The sequence below is a fragment of the Streptomyces sp. NPDC001381 genome, from assembly GCF_042895685.1.
Taxonomy (GTDB): domain Bacteria; phylum Actinomycetota; class Actinomycetes; order Streptomycetales; family Streptomycetaceae; genus Streptomyces.
In genome coordinates, this window is sequence record NZ_JBIAWO010000003.1 from 103,039 (window position 1) to 125,385 (window position 22,347).

Annotated in this window: 12 protein-coding genes; 8 read left to right on the plus strand and 4 right to left on the minus strand. The window is 67.9% G+C overall.

Annotated elements, in window-relative coordinates; all coding sequences use genetic code 11:
• The first annotated feature begins 16 nt into the window (after positions 1-16).
• A complete protein-coding gene (gene pglX, locus ACFY2L_RS14100) occupies positions 17-3,754 on the plus strand; it encodes a BREX-2 system adenine-specific DNA-methyltransferase PglX (protein ID WP_390822451.1) in 3,738 nt (1,245 codons plus the stop codon).
• Here the strand turns inward: pglX and ACFY2L_RS14105 are convergent, their stop codons facing one another.
• Positions 3,755-4,417 carry an ATP-binding protein gene (locus tag ACFY2L_RS14105; protein ID WP_390822452.1) on the minus strand — a complete coding sequence of 221 codons (663 nt, stop codon included), beginning with the start codon at positions 4,415-4,417 and terminating at the stop codon, positions 3,755-3,757. It abuts the gene before it with no gap.
• A gap of 187 nt (positions 4,418-4,604) precedes the next feature.
• Between ACFY2L_RS14105 and ACFY2L_RS14110 the strand changes: the two genes are divergently transcribed.
• From ACFY2L_RS14110 to pglZ, 5 genes are all read left to right on the plus strand, one after another.
• Positions 4,605-5,477, plus strand: coding sequence for a helix-turn-helix transcriptional regulator (locus ACFY2L_RS14110; RefSeq protein WP_359812873.1), 873 nt, complete (start codon positions 4,605-4,607; stop codon positions 5,475-5,477).
• The gene (locus tag ACFY2L_RS14115; protein ID WP_390822453.1) at positions 5,474-5,677 is read left to right on the plus strand and encodes a DUF397 domain-containing protein; all 204 of its coding nucleotides are present in this window, start codon (positions 5,474-5,476) and stop codon (positions 5,675-5,677) included. The genes ACFY2L_RS14110 and ACFY2L_RS14115 overlap by 4 nt, the downstream gene beginning before the upstream one ends.
• Before the next feature lie 142 nt (positions 5,678-5,819).
• The gene (locus ACFY2L_RS14120) at positions 5,820-7,265 is read left to right on the plus strand and encodes an ATP-binding protein (RefSeq protein ID WP_390822454.1); all 1,446 of its coding nucleotides are present in this window, start codon (positions 5,820-5,822) and stop codon (positions 7,263-7,265) included.
• A gap of 192 nt (positions 7,266-7,457) precedes the next feature.
• Positions 7,458-11,384: a phage resistance protein gene (locus tag ACFY2L_RS14125; RefSeq protein WP_390822455.1), complete on the plus strand. Its 3,927-nt coding sequence runs from the start codon at positions 7,458-7,460 to the stop codon at positions 11,382-11,384.
• Positions 11,385-11,418: 34 nt separating this feature from the next.
• Positions 11,419-14,313, plus strand: a complete 2,895-nt coding sequence (gene pglZ / locus ACFY2L_RS14130; protein ID WP_390822811.1) for a BREX-2 system phosphatase PglZ — start codon at positions 11,419-11,421, stop codon at positions 14,311-14,313.
• A gap of 55 nt (positions 14,314-14,368) precedes the next feature.
• Here the strand turns inward: pglZ and ACFY2L_RS14135 are convergent, their stop codons facing one another.
• Together ACFY2L_RS14135 and ACFY2L_RS14140 are read right to left on the minus strand one after the other, a co-directional pair.
• Positions 14,369-15,421, minus strand: coding sequence for a CBS domain-containing protein (locus ACFY2L_RS14135; RefSeq protein ID WP_390822456.1), 1,053 nt, complete (start codon positions 15,419-15,421; stop codon positions 14,369-14,371).
• Positions 15,422-15,428: 7 nt separating this feature from the next.
• Complete coding sequence (locus ACFY2L_RS14140) at positions 15,429-17,237, minus strand: DUF262 domain-containing protein (RefSeq protein ID WP_390822457.1); 1,809 nt, start codon at positions 17,235-17,237, stop codon at positions 15,429-15,431.
• A 238-nt stretch (positions 17,238-17,475) separates the two neighbouring features.
• Between ACFY2L_RS14140 and brxD the strand changes: the two genes are divergently transcribed.
• On the plus strand, positions 17,476-18,813 hold the full coding sequence (brxD, locus tag ACFY2L_RS14145) for a BREX system ATP-binding protein BrxD (protein WP_390822458.1): 1,338 nt from the start codon (positions 17,476-17,478) through the stop codon (positions 18,811-18,813).
• 20 nt (positions 18,814-18,833) lie between these two features.
• Positions 18,834-20,939, plus strand: coding sequence for a DEAD/DEAH box helicase (locus tag ACFY2L_RS14150; RefSeq protein WP_390822812.1), 2,106 nt, complete (start codon positions 18,834-18,836; stop codon positions 20,937-20,939).
• Positions 20,940-21,311: 372 nt separating this feature from the next.
• On the opposite strand, the gene ACFY2L_RS14155 is transcribed toward ACFY2L_RS14150, so the two are convergent.
• Positions 21,312-22,334 carry a helix-turn-helix transcriptional regulator gene (locus ACFY2L_RS14155; protein WP_390822459.1) on the minus strand — a complete coding sequence of 341 codons (1,023 nt, stop codon included), beginning with the start codon at positions 22,332-22,334 and terminating at the stop codon, positions 21,312-21,314.
• Positions 22,335-22,347: the final 13 nt, after the last annotated feature.

Consider the following 22,347-nt stretch of genomic DNA (forward strand, 5'->3'; position numbering starts at 1 on the left):
CAGGAGACGTGACCAGGTGATCGACCGCAAGTCCAAGGCACTGCTGACGGACCTGATCAAGCAGGTGAAGGCGGTCGAGGTCGACCTCGGCCAGCAGGTCCGGGACGGCGAAACCGTCCTGAAACCGCTGCGCACGGAGTACGGGAAGCTGCAGAAGGCCGATCCCAAGGGGAGCCCCAAGTGGGAGGACTGGCTGGAGGAGCGGCTGGCTGAGCTGCCGGAGGAGCGTGCCGAGCTGGTACGGGCGGCGGAGGCCGTCGCTGGGAGGCTGCGGGCTGAGTACGACCAGGCGTTCAAGCTCGGTCGTACGGGGGCGACTTGGGGCGCGTGGCTGGACGAGCGGGTAACGCAGGTCGCGGTGGCGTGGGTTCTGGGCACGGTGTTCGTGCGCTTCTGCGAGGACAACCGGCTGATCCCGGAGCCGTACCTCACGGGCCCGGACGCCGAGCGGCGGGATCTGGCAGAGGCTCGGTACAGGCAGTACGTCGAGGAGGAGCAGGACCCGACGTACCGAGGCTGGCTGGAGCGGGCGTTCGCGGAGCTGGGCTCCGGGCAGGCCGGCAAGCTGCTGTTCGACAAGCGGCGCAACCCGCTGTATCAGGTCCCGGTCTCGCACGACGGGGCGCGGGCGCTGGTGGAGTTCTGGCGGGAGCGGCGGGAGGACGACAAGCTGGTCCACGACTTCACCGACCCGCTGAACGAGGACGGGACGAAGGGGTGGGACACGCGGTTCCTGGGTGACCTGTACCAGGATCTGTCGGAGGCGGCCCGGAAGACGTATGCGCTGCTTCAGACCCCGGAGTTCGTGGAGGAGTTCATCCTCGACCGGACGATGAATCCGGTGGTACGGGAGCTGGGCGGGCGGTTCGGCGAGCTGAAGATGATCGACCCTACGTGTGGGTCGGGGCACTTCGTGCTGGGTGCGTTCCGGAGGATGGTGCGGCTTTGGGCGGAGCGGGAGCCTGGGCGGGATGTGCATGAGCGGGTGCGGGATGCTTTGAACTCCGTGCACGGCGTGGACATTAATCCGTTTGCGGTGGCTATCGCGCGGTTCCGGTTGTTGGTGGCGGCGATGGCAGTGTCGGGGGTGCGGACGCTGGCGGAGGCGGGGCGGTTCGACTGGCCTATTCATCTGGCGGTGGGCGACTCGCTGATCAAGGCTCGGCAGCTTGAATTGACTCTAGGCAGCGAACAGTCCGGAGATCCATTGGCAGATTTCTCGTATGCAACGGAAGACTTGCACGAGCATCCGGGGATTCTGGAGCAGGGACGATATGACGTGGTGGTGGGGAATCCCCCTTACATCACAGTGAAGGATAAGAACCTCAACTCCCTGTATCGAGAGCTGTACGCATCCTGCTCCGGCAAGTACGCCTTGTCTGTCCCCTTTGCTGAGCGCTTCTTCCAACTTGCGAAGGTTGGAGAGCCTGATGGCCGGGGATATGGCATGGTCGGCCAGATCACTGCAAACTCCTTCATGAAGAGAGAGTTCGGAGTGAAGCTGATTGAGGAATACTTCGCGCACAAGATCGAACTTACCGAGGTGATCGACACCTCCGGCGCTTTCATCCCAGGACACGGTACCCCGACCGTGATCCTTGTGGGGCGGCGACGGTCTGGCAGCGGCCGCACGGATACGATTCGCACCGTCCGCAGCATTCAAGGCGAGCCATCAGCCCCCGCCAACCCGGCGGATGGCCTGGTCTGGACGGCGATCGTCAACCAGATCGACCAGCCAGGTTCATTGAGCTCGTGGGTATCAGTGGACGATCTTGAGCGCAAGCGGTACTTTGATAAGCAGCCCTGGGTTCTGACAGCCGGCGGCCTTGAGCTGGTGGAGCAGATCGAAGAGCACAAGGCGATGCGCCTGCGCCAATCGCTGGCTTTGGACATCGGGTTCGGCGGGATCACCGCCGAGGATGACGCATTTTTCTTCCCCAGTGCGTCATCCGCCCGACGTCAGCGGATTGAACAGACAATTCCCATGGTCACTGGGGACACAGTCCGCGATTATTCCATCGCACCTGAAATTGCCAGCATTTGGCCGTACGATTCCCAGCTCAAGGCCATGCACAGCGATTCACTCTCAGCAACCATGCGAGTGATGTGGCCTAACCGGCGTATTCTACAACGCCGCAAGCGTTTCGGTAAATTCATCGAGACGATCCCGACGATCACGTGGTACGAATACGGAGAACTATACCGCGAGAAACTGAAAACGTCACATTCGATCACCTTTGGGTTCGTTGCAACTCACAATCATTTTGCACTTGACCGGGGCGGAAAGGTATTCAAGCAGTCTGCCCCTCTTATCAAGTTGCCTGAGAGCGCAGGCGAAGAAGATTACCTAGAGCTCCTCGGGCTACTGAATAGCTCCACCGCCTGTTTCTGGCTCAAGATGGTGAGCCACAGCAAGGGGACCGAAGGTCACCAATCCGGGATCAAGACCGAACTCTGGGAACAGTTCTACGAGTTCACGGGCACCAAACTTCACCAGTTCCCCCTACCTTCCCACTATCCCACGCCCGTCGCCATCACCCTCGATAACCTTGCTCAGCAACTTGCCGCCACCACACCCTCAACCGTTTTCAAGAAACACACACCCAGCGCTTCCGGCCTCCGTGAAGCTCGCGACAAGTGGCACTCCATCCGCGCTCAGATGATCGCCCTTCAGGAAGAGCTCGACTGGCAGGTCTATTCCCTCTATAATCTTCACTTCGAAGATCTTCGCGCTCCCGAGTCTGAGGTCCCGGAACTCGCTCTCGGTGAGCGGACCTTCGAGATCGTGCTTGCTCGGCGGGTCGAGAAGGGTGAGGCATCCGACGAGTGGTTCAAGCGGCACGAGTCCACCCCCATCACCACGCTCCCCGACCACTGGTCGGACGCGTACAAGACCACGGTCCAGAAGCGCATCGACGTCATCGAGTCGTCCCGCGCCATCGGCATGATTGAGCGCCCCGAGTACAAGCGTCGCTGGGCGACCGAGGGTTGGGACGCGCTCCAAGAGAAGGCCCTGCGCTCGTGGCTTCTCGACCGCATCGAGAACCGCGAACTCTGGTTCCAGGATGGCCAGCCGACCATCCTCACCCGTGCTCAACTCACCTCCGCCCTCTCCCTCGACGAGGACTTCGTCTCCGTCGCTGAGCTATACGCCCCCCGCAAGGAGTTGGCGACCGTCGTCGCGGATCTCCTCGCCAACGAGCACGTCCCCTTCCTCGCCGCCATGCGATACAAGCCCACCGGCCTGAAGAAGCGCGCCGACTGGGAGCACGTCTGGGATCTCCAGCGTCAGGAAGACGCCGCCCCGGACGAGCCCTCCAAGCGGAGGATCCGGAACTCCATCCCCGTACCGCCGAAGTACACCTCGGCCGACTTCCTCAAGCCGTCCTACTGGCGCGCCCGCGGGAAGCTGGACGTGCCGAAGGAGCGGTTCATCTCCTACGCCACCGGGGCGATCTCCGGCACCCCGGACCTGTTCGGCTGGGCGGGCTGGGACCACCGTGAGCAGGCCCAGGCCCTCAGCACGTACTTCACGAACCACGACGAGCTGTCCGACGAGCAGATGACCCCGCTGCTCGCCGGCCTCCTCGAACTTCAGCCCTGGCTCACCCAGTGGCACGACGAGTTCGACCCCCTGTACGGCGGCTCCCCCGCAGCCTTCTTCGCGGGCTACCGGGCGACCAAGCAGGGTGAACACGGTCTAACCGACGACGACCTGCGCGCGTGGCGTCCCGGGAAGCCGACCAAGGGCTGATCAGCCCGGCGTGCCCTCCCCTCTCTCCCGCATGGAGGGCACGCCACTGTCCCGCACGGTCAACGGTTCAGCCGCGTGTACCCGTAGCGCCGGGCCCTCGTCCAGCCCGAGCACAACGGCGAGTCCACCAGCCGCGTACGACTCAGTGCGCACCGTACGGACAGTGCGCCACTCACCCCACACTCGCACTAGCTGGCCAGGCCGCACCATGACAGCCGCGACCTCCCGCCCGGCGGGTTCAGCCACGATGTCCGGCGCTTTCAGCTCTGCCCACACGGTCTTCCCGATCCCGCCCGTGCGCTCCTCGACTCCCCAGCGGTGAGCCAACGCCTCCACGAGCAACAGCCCGCGCCCGCCCGTCTCGTCGCCACCAGGCGCCTGCACTTCAGGCCTGCCTGCGCCCGCGTCGCTGACTTCCAGCCGCAGCAGCCCGTCCTCCAGGGATCGCGCGATTCGTACGCCCACCTGCCGATCGCTCGGCACGCGTACACGCAGCGCGTTGGTCACCAGCTCTGAGAGCACCAACTCCGCCGAGTCCAGGACATCTTGGGCTACGCCCCAGTCGCCGAGCACTGCATGTAACGCCGCCCTCGATCTCGGCACACTTCGACGGCAACGGGACAGCCGGAACGTGACTTCGTTCGAGCCCACGCTCTCTGTCATGACACTCCCTGAGGGTCGATAGCTGATGATCAAGTCCCCGTGAGCCGAGGGAAGTTCCGACTCCCGCCACGACGAGAGTGCCGCGAAACGTCGATACGGCGCAACGTTGAAGGGAGAGCCAGACTTCAATTCACCCTTTCGAGTAACCTGCGGGCAGCTCGGCAACAGCCCTGGTAGGGAGTTACGTATGCCAAATGTCAAACCATCCACCGTGCTTGGGCGCCAACTGGGCGATGAGCTGAGGCGCTTGCGTGAAGCCGCAGGCCTGACCACCACGCAAGCAGCTGATGCGCTCGACTGCACCAAGGGGAAGATCAGCCGCATCGAGAACGGGCATGTGCCCGTGCGCACCCCAGACCTGGTCGCCCTCATGCAGACGTATGGAGTGGAGGACACAGAGACACGCGAACGCCTCGGCTCCCTCGCCCGCAGAGCCAACCGGCGCCGCCGCGAAGGCTGGTGGCATCAGTACGGTGACGTCCTCGCTGACACGTACCGGGACTACATCGAGATGGAGAACATCTGCGACGGCATCAAGACGTTCCAGGCTCAGCTGATCCCAGGGCTCCTCCAAACACCGGCATATGGACGGGCGGTCACGGTGGCCTCTCGCGCATGGAAGACAGCGGAAGAGATCGACCAGTTCGTGCAAGTGCGGATCGCCCGGCAGGAACGGCTCGTCGGCGAGGCGCCGTTGGAGCTCTGGGCCGTGCTCGCCGAAGGCGTTCTCCGCCAGCAAGTTGGGGGGCCCACCGTGATGCGCGAACAGCTTGAACACCTGGCGACCATGGCTGAACGACCCAACATCACCGTCCAGGTACTGCCGTTCTCGCGCGGTGCGCACTCAGGTATGTTCGGCCCATACCTACTGCTGAGCTTCCCGCGGGTGTCAGCGCTGGACCTCGTCCTGACAGAGACCCCGATCGGCAACATCTGGATGGAGCAGGAGTCCGAGGTGGCCCACTACCGCGAACTCTTCGACGACGCTCGTACGTCGGCGCTGCCACCAACGGAATCGCTCAGGCTGATCCGCCGCATCGCCAAGGAGCACACACCATGAGCCAGCACCACCTCCCCTCGCCCGTCCTCGCGGAAGCGATATGGCGCGTCAGCAGCTACAGCGGCGGACAAGGCGAGTGCGTCGAAGTCGCCGACAACATCCCCACCCTCATCCCCGTCCGCGACAGCAAGCGCCCCGCCGGGCCCGTGATCACCTTCACCCCCAACGTTTGGCGCACATTCGTCTCCCACCTGAGCTGAACCCAACCACCTCAAGGCCAGTCGACCCTTCACTGCCTTCCGACACACACCCCTCACTCACAGCTATCAGCTCAATACTCGGATTCTCCATACTATGGTTCACTTGAGTATGTTCAACACGAGCAAACTCGAAAGGTGACCCATGCCAGGCTTCGTAGGCCGCACATCCGAGCTGGCCACCCTGAACCGCCACCTCGCCTGGGTGCGCGACGGCCGAGGCGACCAGCGCGGCCGTGCCCTGCTCCTCCGCGGCCGACGTCGCGTCGGGAAGTCGCGGCTCGTCGACCTCTTCTGTGAGCGCGCCCAGGTGCCCTACGTCGTCCACCAGGCAACCCGAGGCGAAGACGCCCAAAGGGAACGGGCCCGCTTCCTCGCCGAGGTCCGGCACTCCTCGCTGCCCGACACCGCCCTCCTCGCCGGCGTCACGACCGTCGCCGAGTGGGACACCGCCCTGCGCCAGCTCGCAGCCGTACTCCCGGACGACGCTCCCAGCATCGTCGTACTCGACGAGCTGCCGTGGATGCTCGAAGGCGACCCGGTCCTGGAAGGCACCCTGCAGACCGTCTGGGACCGTGTGCTGAGCCGGAAGCCGGTACTGCTCATCCTCATCGGCAGCGATCTCGCCATGATGGAGCAGCTCTCCGCCTACGGCCGTCCCTTCCATCAGCGAGGGGTCGAGATGGTCCTCGCGCCCCTCTCCCCCTCCGAAGTCATGGCCATGACCGGGCTCCCCGCCGCCGACGCCTTCGACGCCCACCTGATCACCGGCGGCCTGCCCCTCATCTGCCAGGAGTGGCATGAAGGCGAGAGCCGCACCGACTTCCTCTCCCGCGCCCTCGACGACCCCACCTCCCCCCTCCTCGTATCGGCGGAGCGGGCACTGGCCGCCGAGTTCCCGACCGCCCTCCAGGCCAGGCACGTGCTCTCCGTGATCGGCAGCGGTGAGAGGACCTTCGGGACCATCGCCGCGAAAGCCGGGGCCGCCGACCGACCGCTCCCGCCCGGCTCGCTCAACCCGGCCCTGCGCACCCTCGCGGACAAGCGGCTCATCGCCGTCGACACCCCTCTCTCCACCCACCCCGGAGACCGCGACCGCCGCTACCGCGTCGCCGACCCCTACCTCCGTTTCTGGCTCGCCTTCCTGGAGCAGGGGATCCCGGAGATCGAGCGCGGGCGCAGCCGGATCGTGGTCGAGGCGGTCGAACGCGGTTGGACCTCGTGGCGCGGACGGGCGATCGAACCCGTCGTACGGGAGTCCCTGGCCCGACTGCTGCCCGACGACACGTGGCCGCGGGTGAGAGAAGTGGGCGGCTGGTGGCCCCGTACCAACAACCCCGAGGTCGACCTCGTGGGGGCGGACCGGTCGCCGGCGCGCGAGATCGGGTTCGTCGGCTCGATCAAGTGGCACGAGCGCGGCACCTTCGACCGTCGTGCCCTGGCCGCGCTGGCCCGGGACGCTCTCGTCGTACCCGGTGCCGACGAGGACACTCCGCTGGTCGCGGTGTCCCGCTCCGGGTTCTCGGTGGACGGGCTGGCGGCCACGTACGGGCCCGAGCAGCTGATGGAGGCCTGGGCTTCCGCTGCGTGAGCTCCCTCCCCCATGTCAGAGACGCCCGATACGATCGGAGACCGTCCCCACATGGGTGAACCGTGGCGGACGGTGCTTCCGGAGCAGCGTGCGGTGCGGGCATCGCACGCCGTTCCGGTCGACGGGGGGACGCGCCGCGCTGCCCGGTGGACGTAGACGCAGTACACGGAAAACAGGAGACGCGAGACAGAGATGGCCCCGACCGCCGCCACGGCCCCCCTCCTCCGCGATGTCATCGACATCAAGACGTCCATCTCCACGTCGGACTTCGTTCTGAAGCTGGCCGAGGCCGTCACCCCGGAGGGCGCTGAACGGGCGCTGCGGGACTACGTCGTCACCGAGCGCCTTCTCGAGAACTTCGACGAGGCGCTGAGTCTGATCAAGACCGCGCTGGACGGACAGACGTCGAAGGCCGCCTATCTGCACGGCTCGTTCGGTTCCGGTAAGTCGCACTTCATGGCCGTGCTGCACGCCCTGCTCCGGGGCGACGAGGCCGTGCGCGCCCGGACCGATTTCGATCCGGTGCTGGCCAAGCACGAATGGCTGAGCACCGACGGGAAGAAGTTCCTGCTCGTGCCGTACCACATGCTCGGGGCCAAGTCCCTGGAGCAGCGGGTGCTCGGCGGGTACGTCAGCCACGTCAAGGCACTGCATCCCACGGCGCCCACTCCGCAGGTCTACCGGACCGACTCCCTCTTCGCGGACATCCGCGCGCTGAGGGATCGTATGGGCGACGACAAGTTCATCGAAGGGCTCGCCGGGGCCGCGTCCGACGGGGACACCGTCGATGCCGACGACGAGTGGGGCGACTCCTTCGCCTGGACCCCGGCACTCCTCGACACCGCCCTCACCGCCGAGGAACTGGACGGCGCCGAGGTCAACCTCAACCTGGTCAACCCGACCACCCCGGCCGAGCTGCGCGCCAAGCTGGTGCACGACGCGAGCACCAGCTGGTTCCCCGGCTTCGCCAAGAACGCCGCCGAGGACGAGCACGGCTTCATCTCGCTCGACGCCGGCCTCGCCGTCATCGCCGAGCATGCGAAGTCGCTGAAGTACGACGGGCTGATCCTGTTCATGGACGAGTTGATCCTCTGGCTCGCCAACCGCATCCACGACCAGAAGTTCGTCTCCCGTGAAGCCGACAAGATCACCAACTTCGTGGAGGGCGCGGACTCTCGCCGCGCCATCCCGATCGTGTCGTTCATCGCACGGCAGCGCGACCTGCGGGAGCTGGTCGGCCAGGAGGTCTCCGGGGCGGCCGAGACCGCCATCCAGGACAGTCTCAACCTGGCGTCCGGACGCTTCGACAAGATCACGCTGGAGGACCGCAACCTCCCGCAGATCGCCCACGCCCGTCTCCTGAGGCCCAAGGACGCGGAGGCCGCCGCCAAGCTCGACGCGGCGTTCGCGAAGATCAAGCGGGTCGGTCCGCAGGTGTGGGACGTGCTGCTGGGCTCCGACGAGGGGACGACCGGTGCCGACGAGGCGTCGTTCCGGCTGACGTATCCCTTCTCCCCTTCGTTCATGGACACCCTGGTCCACATCTCCTCCGCGCTGCAGCGCTCCCGCACCGGTCTGAAGCTGATGGGCCAGCTGCTGGCCGACCATCGCGACGACGCGACGCTGGAGCAGCTCATCCCACTCGGCGACCTCTACCCGGTCATCGCCGACGGCGGCGACCGGCCGTTCGTCGACAGTCTGAAGGTGGAGTTCCAGGCCGCCGACAAGCTGTACCGCACCAAGCTGCGGCCCTACCTCCTCGCGATGTACGACGTCACCGAGGAGGACATCGAGCGCTACCGCCACCGCCGCGAGACCGTCACCGACCAGGGGCTCGTCCAGCGGTGCAAAGCGTTCGTGGGCGACGACCGGCTGATGTGCACGCTCCTGCTGTCCGCACTGGCGCCCAGTGTGCCCGCACTGCGGGACCTGACGATCCGGCGGCTCGCGTCCCTCAACCACGGCTCCGTCATCTCCCCCATCCCGGGAGCGGAGGTCGGCGCGATCCAGTCGAAGGTCGACGAGTGGGCGGCACGCTTCGCGGAGATCAAGCCCACCGGCACCAAGGCCAACCCTGGCGTACGACTCGAGCTGGCCGGCGTGGACGTGGACTCCGTCATCGCCAACGCCAACGTCAACAACAACCGGGCCAACCGCCGATCCCTCGCCAAGCGACTCCTCGCCGAAGAGCTGGGCATCGACCTCCAGGAACGGCTCACCGCGGACGAGCTGAAGTTCGTCTGGCGCGGCTCGAACCGCACGGTGGAGGTCATCTTCGGCAACATCGCCGACCACGACGACCTGCAGGACCACGACTTCGCGCCCAGCCAGGACGGGCTGTGGCGAATGATCATCGATCTGCCGTACGACGAGGGCGAGTACGGGCCGCGCGAGGACGCCAACCGCATGGCCGAGCTCCGCCGGCTTCCCGGGAACCGGCCACGGACCGTGGGGTGGATTCCCACCCACCTGTCCGCTGCCCGCTTCCAGGACTTCCAGCGGCTGGTCGTCATCCACTACGCCCTCGCCGACCAGCGGCGCTTCGACACCAGCTACGCGCAGCATCTGAACGCCGACAACCGGGCCCGCGCCAAGGCGCTGCTGGAAGACCAGCGCGAGACGCTCACCAAGACGGTGAAGGCGGCCTTCAAACAGGCCTACGGCCTTGCGGCCAAGAAGCCCGGCGACGTCAACCCGGACTTCAACGAGCACCTGGAGCCGCTGCCCGACGTGCCGGAGCTGCGCGTCTCCATCGGGCAGTCCCTGCACGACGCGGCCCGGCACGTGGCGGGCAAGCTGCTGGCCCACCAGTTCCCCGCGCATCCGGACTTCGATCCCGAAGGCACGGGTACCGTCGTCAAACTCGCCGACGCACGGACCGTGTTCGGGCACATCCGCGCCGCCGCGGAGGCCGGTGACCGGCAGGCCGAGATCCCGGCCAAGGAACGTCCGATCATGCGGCGCATCGCCGCGCCGCTGGGGCTCGGCCAGCAGAAGGAGGCGTACTTCCGGCTCTCCACTCGCTGGCCGGAGCACTTCGCCCTCCAGGCGCGCGGCGAGGCCGGTCCGGGTGACCTCAGCGTCGTGCAGCTCACCGAGTGGATCGACCGTCCCTCGCCGATGGGTCTGGAGCCGTTCCTCGCCCATCTGGTCATCGCGTCGTACGCGGAGATGGACGACCGGGTCTGGGTACGGGCCGGTGCGCTGCTCGACCCTTCGCCCGAGCTGTCGGCGATCAAGCCGCAGGACGCGCTGCGTTCCCAGCCGCTGCCGGAGGAGCACGTCTGGGAGGAGGCGGGGCGCCGCTACTGGGAGATCTTCGGCGAGGAGCCGCCCAGGCTGCGCCGGGGCCGGATGGTCGGGCAGTTCGCCCGGCGGATCACTGAGCGGGCCCGCACGTACCAGCCGCACGCGGCCGATCTGGTGGCGCAGTTGGAGAAGCACGCGACGCTGCTGGGTCTGGACGGCACCGACGAGGCCGGCCGACTGGCGATCGCCCGGCGGGCCCGGGACCTGCTGGACGAGCTGCGCGGGCTGGATCAGGGGGCGGGCGGCGGCTCCGCGGCCGCGAAGCAGGTCATCTCCGCCTTCGCCGGCTTCGATCTCGGTGACGTGCCGACGAGCCGGTACGGTGCGTCGATCAAGCAGGCCGAGCCCGTCGCGGCTGCCTTGGCCACCGCGGCCTGGGACATGCTCAAGCTCGCGCCCAACTACGGGCCGCAGGGTGAGGCGGTGCTGGAGGAGTTGCGCGGCGCGGCCCGTGTCGATCAGCGCACCAAGGACCTCAAGGAGGCGCTGCGGGAGGCACGGCGCGCCATCGTCGCCGTCATCGAGCGCAGCCAGGCACCCACCGCCGACCCGCGTAGGGCCTACGCCGCGCCCGCGCCGGCCGAACCTCTCACCAAGCCCGACGCGATCAGCCTGAGCACCGACGCCAGCCGGCCGCCTGTGCCCTCCACCCACCCTGGCACCGACGGCGGACGACGTGCGGGACGCCGCTCGGGCGGGGGCCGGACCACGGCCTCCCGTGCGCTGGCCGAGTTGAAGGCCGAACTGGCCGAACTGGCGGCTGCCGAGCCGGACGCGGAGATCGAGATCAGCTGGCGGGTTGTGGAATGAGCGGAAGGCAGCAGGCGGAGAGGGTGTGGCAACAGTGAGTACGGCGGCCGTGACCACCACCAGCGCGGTACGGCTCAACGCCGCGACCATCACCCAGTACCTGGCGTCGCAGCCCGGCCTCAAGCCGGACAAGCGCAGGGTCGTGCTGCTGCGGGCCGCGCCCTCCTGGGACGGCCCCGACGAGCTGCCGTGGGGTGAGCAGCGGCGGGCCACGGTCGCGGCGGCGCCCTCTCCCCTCGGCGTGTACGAGCTGCTCCTGGTACACCAGAAGCCGTCGGCCACCGGGCCCGACGTGCTGGTGATACTCACCGACCGCGAGGAGGCGGAACTCGGGCCCGACCTGCTGGCCAAGGTGCACCGGCAGCGGGTCAACGCCGTCGACACCTGGGACGTCGTACGGGAGGCTTTCGGTGCCGGCGCCTCCGACCACCGGCTGTTCGAGGAGAACTGGGCTGCCGAGGCACTCCTGGACGCCGCTCCGCCGCACGGCGGATGGCCGAAACTGGCGGGCGGTGTCCTGTCGCGGCGCGAGGCACTGACCTCGCTCGCCCTGCGCCGGCTGGGAATCGGCCGCTACGACCCGGACGCCGAAATCTCCCGCTCCGCGGCGGGAGCCGGTGACGAACTGGACATCCACACCCTGCTGCGATGGTCTCTCGTACCTGGCGGCCCGGAACGGCTCCTGGCGCTGCGAGCGCCCGAGCGAGCCGGGCTCGTACAGTTCCTCGGCGAAGAGGAGCAGGCCGGGCGCGCGGGACAGGCCCTGCTCGCCCTCGTGACGGCCGAACACGGGCCGGACGCCGTCGCGTTCGGGCTGGTCTGCGCGGCGCTGTGGGGGCCCGCCGACGCCGTGGCGGACGCGGAGGACTACCGGGCCCGGGGGCGGGCCGAGCGCTGGTTCGGAGAGGAGCCGCCCGCCGAGGGTGAGCATCTGGACGCCCTCGCTGCGGCCTTCGGACGGTCCTGCGAGGAGTTCGTCTCCGCCCTGCTGCTGACGGGACGGTCGGACAGTGACGAAACGGCGGCGGAGGCCCGGCGGCTGACCGGGTTCGTTCTCGACCGGGCGGCCGCCCTTGCGCGCCAGTTCGGGGCGGAACGGGCGGCAGGGACAAGTCCCATACTGGCGGCAGGACTTGAAGCACGCTTCACCGCTGTCGGCGAGGCACTGTCGAGCGGCGGCACCGAACGGATCACAGCCGCGGTGAAGGCCCTCAGCCGACACCGGCTCGCCCGGGATCCCGACTACAGCGTCCGTATCGAGCGGGCGCGCATGGCGCAGCGGCTGGCACGTTGGCTCGCGACCGACCCGCCGGTAGAGACCCGCACGGTGGCGGATGCCATCGCCCGTCACGTCACCGAGACGGGCTGGGTGGACCTGGCGCTGGAGCACATCGAGTCCGGGGGCGATCCCGATCCGGCGCTCCGGTCCGCGTACGACGCTCTGTGCGCCTCGGCGCGCGACCGCCGACGCGAGATCGACCGGCACTTCGCCCAGGTGCTCGCCGCCCGGGCGGCGACCGACCGCGGTCCCGGCTCGATGCCGGCCGTGGAGACGTTCCTCCCCGAGGTCGTCGCCCCGGTCGTGAAGGCCGGAGAGCGCAGAGTGCTGCTCCTCGTGCTCGACGGGATGAGCGCAGCGATCGCCGCCGAGCTCGGCGAGCAACTGCGCGACCACTGGGCCGAGTACGACCCGCTGCCCGGAGCGAAGGACACTCCGCGGCGCCGCGCGATGGCGGCCGCGCTCCCCACGGTCACCTCTGTGTCGCGGACCTCGCTCTTCGCAGCACGGCTGATGAAGGGCACGCAGGCCGACGAGAAGAGGCTGTTCCCCGCTCACCGCTTCTGGGGCGGGGAGGACGTGGCGGTCTTCCACAAGGACGACCTGCGCGCCGAGACCAGTGGTGAGCCGTTCGGGCCCGAACTGCACGAGGCGCTCGTCGGCGACCGTACGCATGTGGCGGTGGTCCTCAACACGGTGGACGACCGGCTGGCCTCCGAACAGAAACTCGGTGACGGTGCCTGGCGACTGTCCGACATAGGAGGGCTGCGAGCGCTGCTTCGGGCTGCCGCGGACCAGGGCCGGGCGGTGATCCTCACCAGCGACCACGGCCATGTCGTCGATCGACGGTCGGCGCGGGTGGACGCCGAGGATGTGCGGTCCGCGCGGCACCGCGGCCCCGGAGGTCCGCTCGTCGAGCAGGAAATCGCGCTGACGGGCCCCCGGGTTCTCGACCCGGCACCGGAGAGCGAGATCGTCGCCCTCTGGGACGCCGACACCCGCTACACGTCTCGCAAGGCCGGCTATCACGGCGGCGCGTCCCTGGCCGAGTTCGCCATCCCGGTACTGGCTTTCCTGCCCTTCGGTGCGAAGCCGCCGAGCGGCTGGCGGGAGCTGGGGAACCAGCAGCCGAGCTGGTGGTCGCTGACCCCGCAGGCACAGGAGCAGCCGCCGCGTGCTCAGGCAGCCGCAATTCCGGCACCGGCACCGAAGAAGCCCGCCAAGCGGAGCAAGAACGAGGCGGAACTCGCCAGGAGCCATGAGGCTCTGTTCGATGTGGCCCTCGTCCCCGCGGAGTCCGAGGGCGGAGCCTTGCTCTCCGCGGCTCCCGTGTCCCCAAGTGATGCACTGGTCGATGCCCTCCTCCAGTCCGAGGTCTTCACGGCACAGGTGCAGTTGCTTGCCCGCAAACCGGATCTCGCGCGGGTGGAGAAGGCCGTACATGCCCTGCTGGACGCCGGCGGCACGCTGCCGATGACCGCTCTGGCACAGCGCGTCGGGCTGCCCGCGAACCGGCCGGCCGACGGCTTCGCGGCCGTGCTCCGGCAGTTGCTCAACCACGACGGTGTCCAGGTACTGGAGACGCTTCCGGACGGGCGGACCTTGCGGCTGCACACCGGACTGCTTCGGGACCAGTTCGAGTTGAGCTGAGCCGAGGACCGTGAACCGGTCCTGGAGGTACCGCCCAGGACCGGCTCACCGTTCGTCAGGTGAGCTGGCGCAGCAGTCCCACGAACTGACGCAACTCCTCGCTCCGCTGTGGCGACAGCGGCTCCGCGTCGAAGTGCGCGATCTGGTTGCGAATGTTGCGCACCCGGTTGAGCTGGTGCACGAACTGGACCTGGTTCACCCCGGACCAGCCGAGAGTCTGCCAGTTCTGGTCCGCCGCAGCGCACTTAGCTTCCAGCCGCTGTCCCTGCTTGTTCCGCTGGTCGCCGTCGAGCAGCATCACGTACTGGCCGAATGTGAGGTCTGCGATTTTCCCTGTTTTCTTGTCATTCCGCTGGACCCCACGGATGGCGTCCTCGCTCATCTTCGCGCCAAGGCACTTACGCAACCGGAGTTCGATCTCGCCCACGACGAAGAACGGCCACGCCGTGGCGTCGAAGCGCTGAGTGATGTCCGTAGCCGTGACGATGCCGCTGATTCGCCCATTGTTGGCTCTGACCAGCACATATCCGTGCTCGCAGACATTGGGGAGCATGGCGAAGAAGTCGTCGTGGGCATGCGCGACCGGCGGGTCCTCCACAATCGCGTTGGCCAACGCCACGGTCGCCCCTGTGCCGTACATCTTGGCCACCGAGCGCCAGGTGACGACGCCCGTCACCGTGTACTGGTCCTCCAGGACCGGGACCTGGGAGTAATTCTTCGTGTGCATGATGTAGGTCGCCTCGGTGAGATCCGAGGCAGAGGTGACCGAGTCGACCCCGGCGTGGGCACTCGGAAGGTCACCGATGCGAAAGGGCTGCTGCGGCAGCGCACCGGGCAGCAGCCCGGCCTCGTCCTCCTGCTCCTCGTCCGCGTCGTTCCCGTCGCCCGTCGCTGCGGAGCCCTGGGCAACGATGTGGATCTCGGACTGGCTGCTGCAGGTGGCGAAGTACGGCAGGGTCGCGAGACCGACGTCCTTCAGCTTCTGCTCGATGTGCAGGATGGCCTGGTCGTTGCGGAACCGGGTGTTGAAACAGGTCAGGAGCTCAACGAGAGGTATGCGCCGGCCCTTGAGCGCCAGCAGTTCTTCGTCGGAGGGTGTCCGGAGCATGGCCGCGTCACCCGGCCTTCGCGTCGCGGAAGACGGTGCGTTTGCCCATGGCCGACATGACCAGCTCCAGCAGCTGCTTGGATCTGTTCTCGTAGAACTGCTCGAAATCTCCCGCGCGCAGCGCGGCGGGGTCGATGAGGTGGGTGCCGATGACGTCGTCGAACCACTCGGGGCGCATTCCCGATTCGAGCGCGAGCGTCTTGAGGTAGCCGGCGGGTGATCCGGTCATGCTTTTGCTGGCCCGCAGCGACAGGGGTGTCTTGTTGATGATCGAGTTCGCCCTGTTGCTGTAGGCCCGGTGGTTCTTGTCGATCCACGCCTTCGGGAAGATCTGGCGCACCTCAACGCTGTACTCGGCCAGGCGAGCGGCGTTCAGGGGTGCTTCGGTGAAGTACCAGTCCACCGCGCCCTGCTTGACCAGAAGGGCGTAAACCCCCTTGTACGCAGCGCTGTTGCGTGTGCTGAGGGTGTCCAGCCGGTCGTCCAGGAAGGCCGCCTCGGCGATGGTGTCGGGGACCAGTTCCGTGTTGCCCCGGAGTCGTTCGACGAGTTGTTCCACGTCACGGGTGAAGCGGCTTTCCGTCGAACCGCCGTACATCTCGCCGAGCACACCGCACCAGTACCACTGAGTGAGCAGTTCGTCGGCCGCCGCCGTCTCGGTCTCCTCGCCGAGAATCGTCCGTACGGCGGCCAGCGGTACGAGCTGGGTTCGGTACGGCAGGTCGGGAGCGCGCACGATGCACTGCTGCTCCAGGAAAGACCCCACCCACTCGAAGGCCTCCGCTACCCGCGGGGCGAGCAGGCTGAAGTCGGCGAGCGGCAGTTCCAGCAGGTCACGGCGCTTGCAGGAGACCGCGGCACGCGGCTCCTGGCGCTTGCGCTCCCAGGTTCGGACGAGCGCCACGGCCTGGAGGAAATCACTGCTGCTGAGCCCGTCCTCGACGCCGGCCTCCATGCGCCCGAACACGGGGTATGACGCGGTCAGCCCCTTCTTGATGTCCAGCCAGACGTCGGGGAGCTTGTAGTAGTCGCCGTGCTCGGCCACGTACTCCTGGTTGCCCGCGTAGGTGGCCGTCAGCAGCTCGAAAACGTTGAGCGGCACACCACCGGTGTTCACCCGCTCGAACACGGCACAGACCGCGTCCATGGTTGTGGAGGCCGCGAGCTTGATCATCGGGACCTGGAACGACTGCATGCGGTTGAGCACGTGCATCTGGAACTGGCCCCAATACCCCCAGTTCGTGACGTCGACCTTCACGTACTCCTGGTGCCAGGCATTCACTCGCTCGGTGTCGAACACGAAGTGGAGCGGGAAGTAACCGGCCGCGCACTCACCTTCGACGGTGCTCAGGTCGATGAGGTCCCTGCGGTTGAAGCCAGTCTTGAGGATCTTGTCCTCAGGCACGGACACGATGGCCTCGTCGCGTTCGGCCGGTGGCCCGATGGCCTTGGCGATGTCGACGTAGTACCAGCGCCTCAACTCCTTGCCGCGAGCATCCACCGTCTCCACCGGGCGATCCCGGTGCAGGGCCTGGAAGAGGGAGGTCAACCTTTGCTGGCCGTCGAGGAGCAGGAGGTCGGGCACCCGGCCCTCCGCGTCCTCGGCGCCCTTGAGTGTCCGGGTGCGGAACAGTGAGGTGCCATTGGTCTGCAGCGCCATCACCACCCCGAGCGGATAGTCGAGTGTCACGGTCGCGATGAGCGCCCTGATGCGCTCGTCGTCCCACTTCCACTCACGCTGGAAGTCCGGGAGCTGTAAGGCGCCGGATGCGACGTCCGCAAGGGCGTCGCTGAGTTTCAGACTGTCGAGTGCCACGCTGTGTCTTTCCGTCTCGGACCGAACGCTGCGTCACCGCCCTTCACAGCGGTGAACATGCCATTGCATCAATGCAGTTGGCGGCAGTCAAGGGCGTTCACGGGTGCCGGTATGATGCGCCGGTACCGAGCACCCGGGTCGGCCGACGGTCTGTCTGCGCTGCCGGGGTACGCCTGCTCCGGGGCCGTCCGCTTCGCTGTGCCACCACCCGATCTCCGGTCGATGGGAGACTGTCGGCGTGAGTACAGACAGCCCTGGCCGAAACGGACCCGTCAGCGCCGCCCGGCGCCGTGACGTGATCGACGCGCTGCGCAGGGGGGCCGTTCCGGAGAGCGGGCTCGACCTGCTGGCCACCGGCCTGGACCGGTTCCAGAGTGCCCTGGACGCCGAGCTCGACGCCGTGGCGTCAGGTGCATCGGTGTTCAAGGCCGTACGCGGCGAGTACGGGTCAGGCAAGACCTTCTTCGCGAGGTGGCTCGGGGAGCGGGCCAAGCGGCGCAACTTCGCCGTCACCGAGATCCAGGTCTCGGAGACCGAGACCCCGCTGCACAAGCTGGAGACCGTCTACCGCCGCCTCACCGAGCGGCTGGCCACGCCGGGATTCCCGCCGAGCGCGCTCCGGCCGGTCGTGGACGCCTGGTTCTACGCCCTTGAAGAGGACGCCCTCGCCGCAGGTGCGTCCGAGGAAGACTTGCCCGCAGAGGTGGAACGGCTGATGACCGCCCGGCTCACCGAGGTGTCCCGGCACGCCCCGTCGTTCGCGACGGCGTTGCGGGGTTACCGTACGGCGCTCGAGTCGGGCGACGAGGCCACCGCCTCGGCCGTCATGGCGTGGCTGGGCGGACAACCACACGTGGCCGCGGCAGCCCGCAGGTCGGCCGGGGTGCGCGGCGACCTCGACCATTTCGGCGCCCTGGGGTTCCTGCAGGGGCTGCTCACCGTGCTGCGCGACTCCGGGCACGCGGGCCTGTTCGTCGTGCTGGACGAGGTGGAGACCCTGCAGCGGGTCCGCTCCGATGCCCGTGACAAGGCGCTGAACGCGCTGCGCCAGCTCATCGACGAGGTGCACTCCGGACGCTTCCCCGGTCTCTATCTGCTGATCACCGGCACGCCGGCGTTCTACGACGGCCGACAGGGCGTGCAGCGTCTGGCTCCGCTGGCCCAGCGGCTGGCCACCGACTTCACCACCGATCCGCGCTTCGACAACCCGCGTGCCGTGCAGCTCAGGCTTCCGGGCTTCACCCTGGAGTCACTGATCGGTCTAGGGCTGACCATCCGGGACCTGTATGCATCCGGGTCATCGGCAGCTGAGCGAGTCAAGGAGATCGCAGACGACACGTATGTCGCCGACCTGGCCGAGGCCGTCGGCGGGGCGCTGGGGGGCAAGGTGGGGGTAGCGCCTCGCCTGTTCCTCAAGAAGCTCGTCGGCGACGTCCTCGACCGTGTGGACCAGTTCGAGGATTTCGATCCGCGCAAACACTACGCGCTCACGGTGAACGCCTCTGAGCTGACCGAGGTCGAGCGCAACGCCGCGGCGGTCGACAGCGCCGACGATGTCGAACTGGACCTCCCGTGAGCGACGTGGCGCCCGACCCGATGGACCTGCTTCACCCGGGGCTGGTCCACCATGTCGTGAACACCCTGGGCTGGCCCCGTCTGCGGACCCTCCAGGAGGAGTCGATCACCCCTCTGACGGACGGGGCGGACGCCGTGCTGATCGCCCCCACCGCAGGCGGGAAGACCGAGGCCGCATGCTTCCCGTTGCTGTCACGGATGGCGCAGGAGAAATGGGACGGCACCTCGGTCCTCTACGTATGTCCGCTGAAGGCGCTGCTCAACAACCTGCTGCCCCGGCTGGAGACGTACACCTCCTGGCTGGGGCGCACAGCCGCGCTCTGGCACGGCGATGTCACACACTCCCGCCGCAAGCGCATCCTGCGCGAACGGCCGGATGTGCTGCTGACCACTCCCGAGTCCCTGGAGGCCATGCTGGTCAGCGCCAACGTCGACCACCGGGCGTTCTTCTCCGGGCTGCGGGCGATCGTCGTCGACGAGGTGCACGCTTTCGCGGGCGACGACCGGGGGTGGCATCTACTGGCTGTGCTGGAACGTCTGGAGCGGGTGGCCGGGCGCCCGGTGCAGAGGGTCGGCCTGTCCGCGACCGTGGGTAACCCGGAGGAGCTGCTCACCTGGTTGCAGGGAGCAAGGGCCGGGCGACGCACGGCACAGGTCGTCGCCCCGCACCTGAAGGAGAAGGTACAGAAACTGCCCCCGACCGGGGATGTCCAGCTCGACTATGTGGGGTCCTTGGCCAATGCGGCGACAGTGATCGCGGCACTGCACCGGGGCGAGAAGCGACTGGTCTTCTGCGAGTCGCGCAAGCAGGTCGAGGAACTCGGCGCGGCACTGCGGGCGAAGGGCCTGACCACATTCCTGTCCCATGCGTCGCTGTCCGCAGACGAGCGGCGTCGGGCTGAGGAAGCCTTCGCGGAGGCTCGCGACTGCGTGATCGTCTCCACCAGCACTCTGGAACTGGGCATCGATGTCGGCGACCTCGACCGGGTCGTCCAGATCGATGCGCCGAGCACCGTGGCCTCGTTCCTGCAGCGGCTGGGCCGCACCGGTCGACGGCCCGGATCCAGCCGCAACTGCCTGTTCCTCGCCACCGACGACGCCGGCCTCCTGTCCGCGGCGGCACTTCTGCTGCTCTGGTCGCGCGGCTGGGTGGAGCCGGTCATCGCTCCTGCGGAGCCCCGGCACATCGCCGCGCAACAGGTGCTGGCGCTCTGCCTCCAGGAGCACCGGGTCGGTGACCGGCTGTGGCAGGAGTGGTGGGGAGGCCTCGGTCCGTTCGGCCCTTCCGCCGAGCCGATCGTGCGCCACCTGGTCGAGGAGGGCTACCTGGACCGGGACGGCGAACTGTTGTTCATCGGCCCAGAGGCCGAAAAGCGGTTCGGCTACCGGCACTTCATGGATCTCACCGCGGTCTTCACCGCCGCCCCCGAGTTCACTGTACTGTCGGGCCGCACCGAGATCGGCACCACAGATCCCGTGCTGCTCACGGACGAGGTCGTCGGCCCTCGCCGACTTCTGCTCGCCGGGCGCAGCTGGCAGGTGACGTACATCGACTGGTCGCGCCGCCGCTGCTTCGTCGAGCCCGTGGAAAGTGGCGGGCGGGCTCGATGGGGAGGCGTCGGCCTGACCCGTACCTCGTCGTACGAGCTGACACGGGCGGCCCGCGACATCCTGCTCGGCGCGACCCCTCCGGTCAGGCTCACCCGCCGTGCCGAAAGTGCCCTCGTTCGCGTGCGCGACGAGAGCGCCGAGTTCGTGTACCGCGACGGCACCGTCATCATGCGGGGAGGCCGCGACACGAATGTGCGGTGGTGGACCTGGGCCGGCTATCGCACCAACGCCACCCTGGCCGCCACCCTCTCCACCATCGCCGATCCGCTTCAGCGCCCCACCGACACCTACGTGCGGCTGCGCGAGGACATCACGTCCCAAGAATGGAAGAAGGCAACCGCGGACGCCGTCCGCCACCTGTGCCTCCCGGCGGTGGACCCCCGTGCGCTGGCCGGACTGAAGTTCAATGCAGCCCTCCCACCGCGTCTTGCCGAAGCAACACTCGCGGCCCGGTTGGCCGACCTGGACGGTGCAGCCGCTTCGCTCCGCGAGGCCGTGAGATTCACTGATCTTTAACGGCCAGAACCTCTTTGTCCCTCCGCCGCTTGCCGCAGTGACTCTCCCCGGTCACGCGCAGAACGTCTACGTCATCGGGGGCGTGAAAGGGGCTGGGGTGCTGAACACGCCTGTGAGTGGTCAAAGTGCCGGCTGCGGCCGCATGAGTGACTCCTGGTGACGGTCCGGTGCAACGTGCGTCCGGGCCGTCCTTGGGCGGCGCGGGGTCAGCGGAACTCGCGATCAGTCCGTCGTCGACAGGATGAGCTTCTCACCTGGTGAGCGTGACCGTCTGGCATGGGATCAAAGGCGTGAGAGTGCGGGTCACCTGGATCGGTGCGACTTGTCCGGACTCTTGTCGTCCCCGGCAGGCTGCACATCTCAGGTGAAGACTCATGGCGGGTCCTCCACGCGTGTGCGGCTGTCGGGGGCGTTGCCCGGGTGTGGGTGGCCGGTGGCCAGGTCCGGGGAAACCTCTGTCCGGGGTCGCCCTTCGTAGCGGGTGGCGAGCGTTCGTACCGTCTCGGCGATGCGGTCGCGGAGTTCGGCCGGTGCCATGACCTCGACGTCGGTGCCGAGCCGTAGAAACTCCTGGTGGGCCTGGTCGATCGATTCGATGGGCACCCGGGTCTGGGTCCATCCGTCACCCGCGGGTGTCACACCGAGGCGGCGGGCGCCCTCCGGGGTGAGACGTACCAGGGCCTCCCCGGTGTGCAGCCGGGACCGGAAGTCGACCAGGTAGCCGCTCCAGTGGGCGGCCAGGTCGAATCCGTCCGGGATGACGAACTCCTCGTCCAGCGTGTGGACTTCGAGGATCTGGTCGACCCGGTAGGTGCGGATCCCGGACGGCCCGCCGGCGACCAGGTACCAGCGGCCGGCCTTGAGTACGAGTCCGTACGGCTCCACCCGCCGCTCGATCTCCTCAGGTGCCCGCCAGCGCAGGTATCGCAGGACCACCGCCCGCCGCGCCCACATCGCGGTGGCGACCGCCGGCAGGTGAGGCGCGCGGTCGACCTCGCCGTACCAGCCGGGGGCGTCGAGCAGGAAGCTCGTCCGGATCCGCTCGGCCTGCTCACGCAGCTCCGCCGGCAGGGCGGCCCGCAGTTTGAGCTGGGCGGTGGTGAGCGCGTCGCCGAAGCCGAGCTGGGCGGCGGCGCCCGGGAGCGCCGTCAGGAACGCGGCCTGGGCCTCGTCCGCGGTCAGTCCGGTGAGCCGGGTCCGATAGCCGTCGACCAGCTGGTAGCCGCCCGCGTGTCCGGCCTGACCGTACAGCGGGATCCCCGCGGCGGCGAGCGCCTCTACGTCCCGGTAGACCGTACGGACGGAGACCTCCAGTTCCTCGGCCAGCCGGCAGGCCGTCATCCGGCCCCGGTTCTGGAGCAGCAGAAGCAGGGTGACCAGTCGGCTGGCGCGCATGGCGCCCAGTATC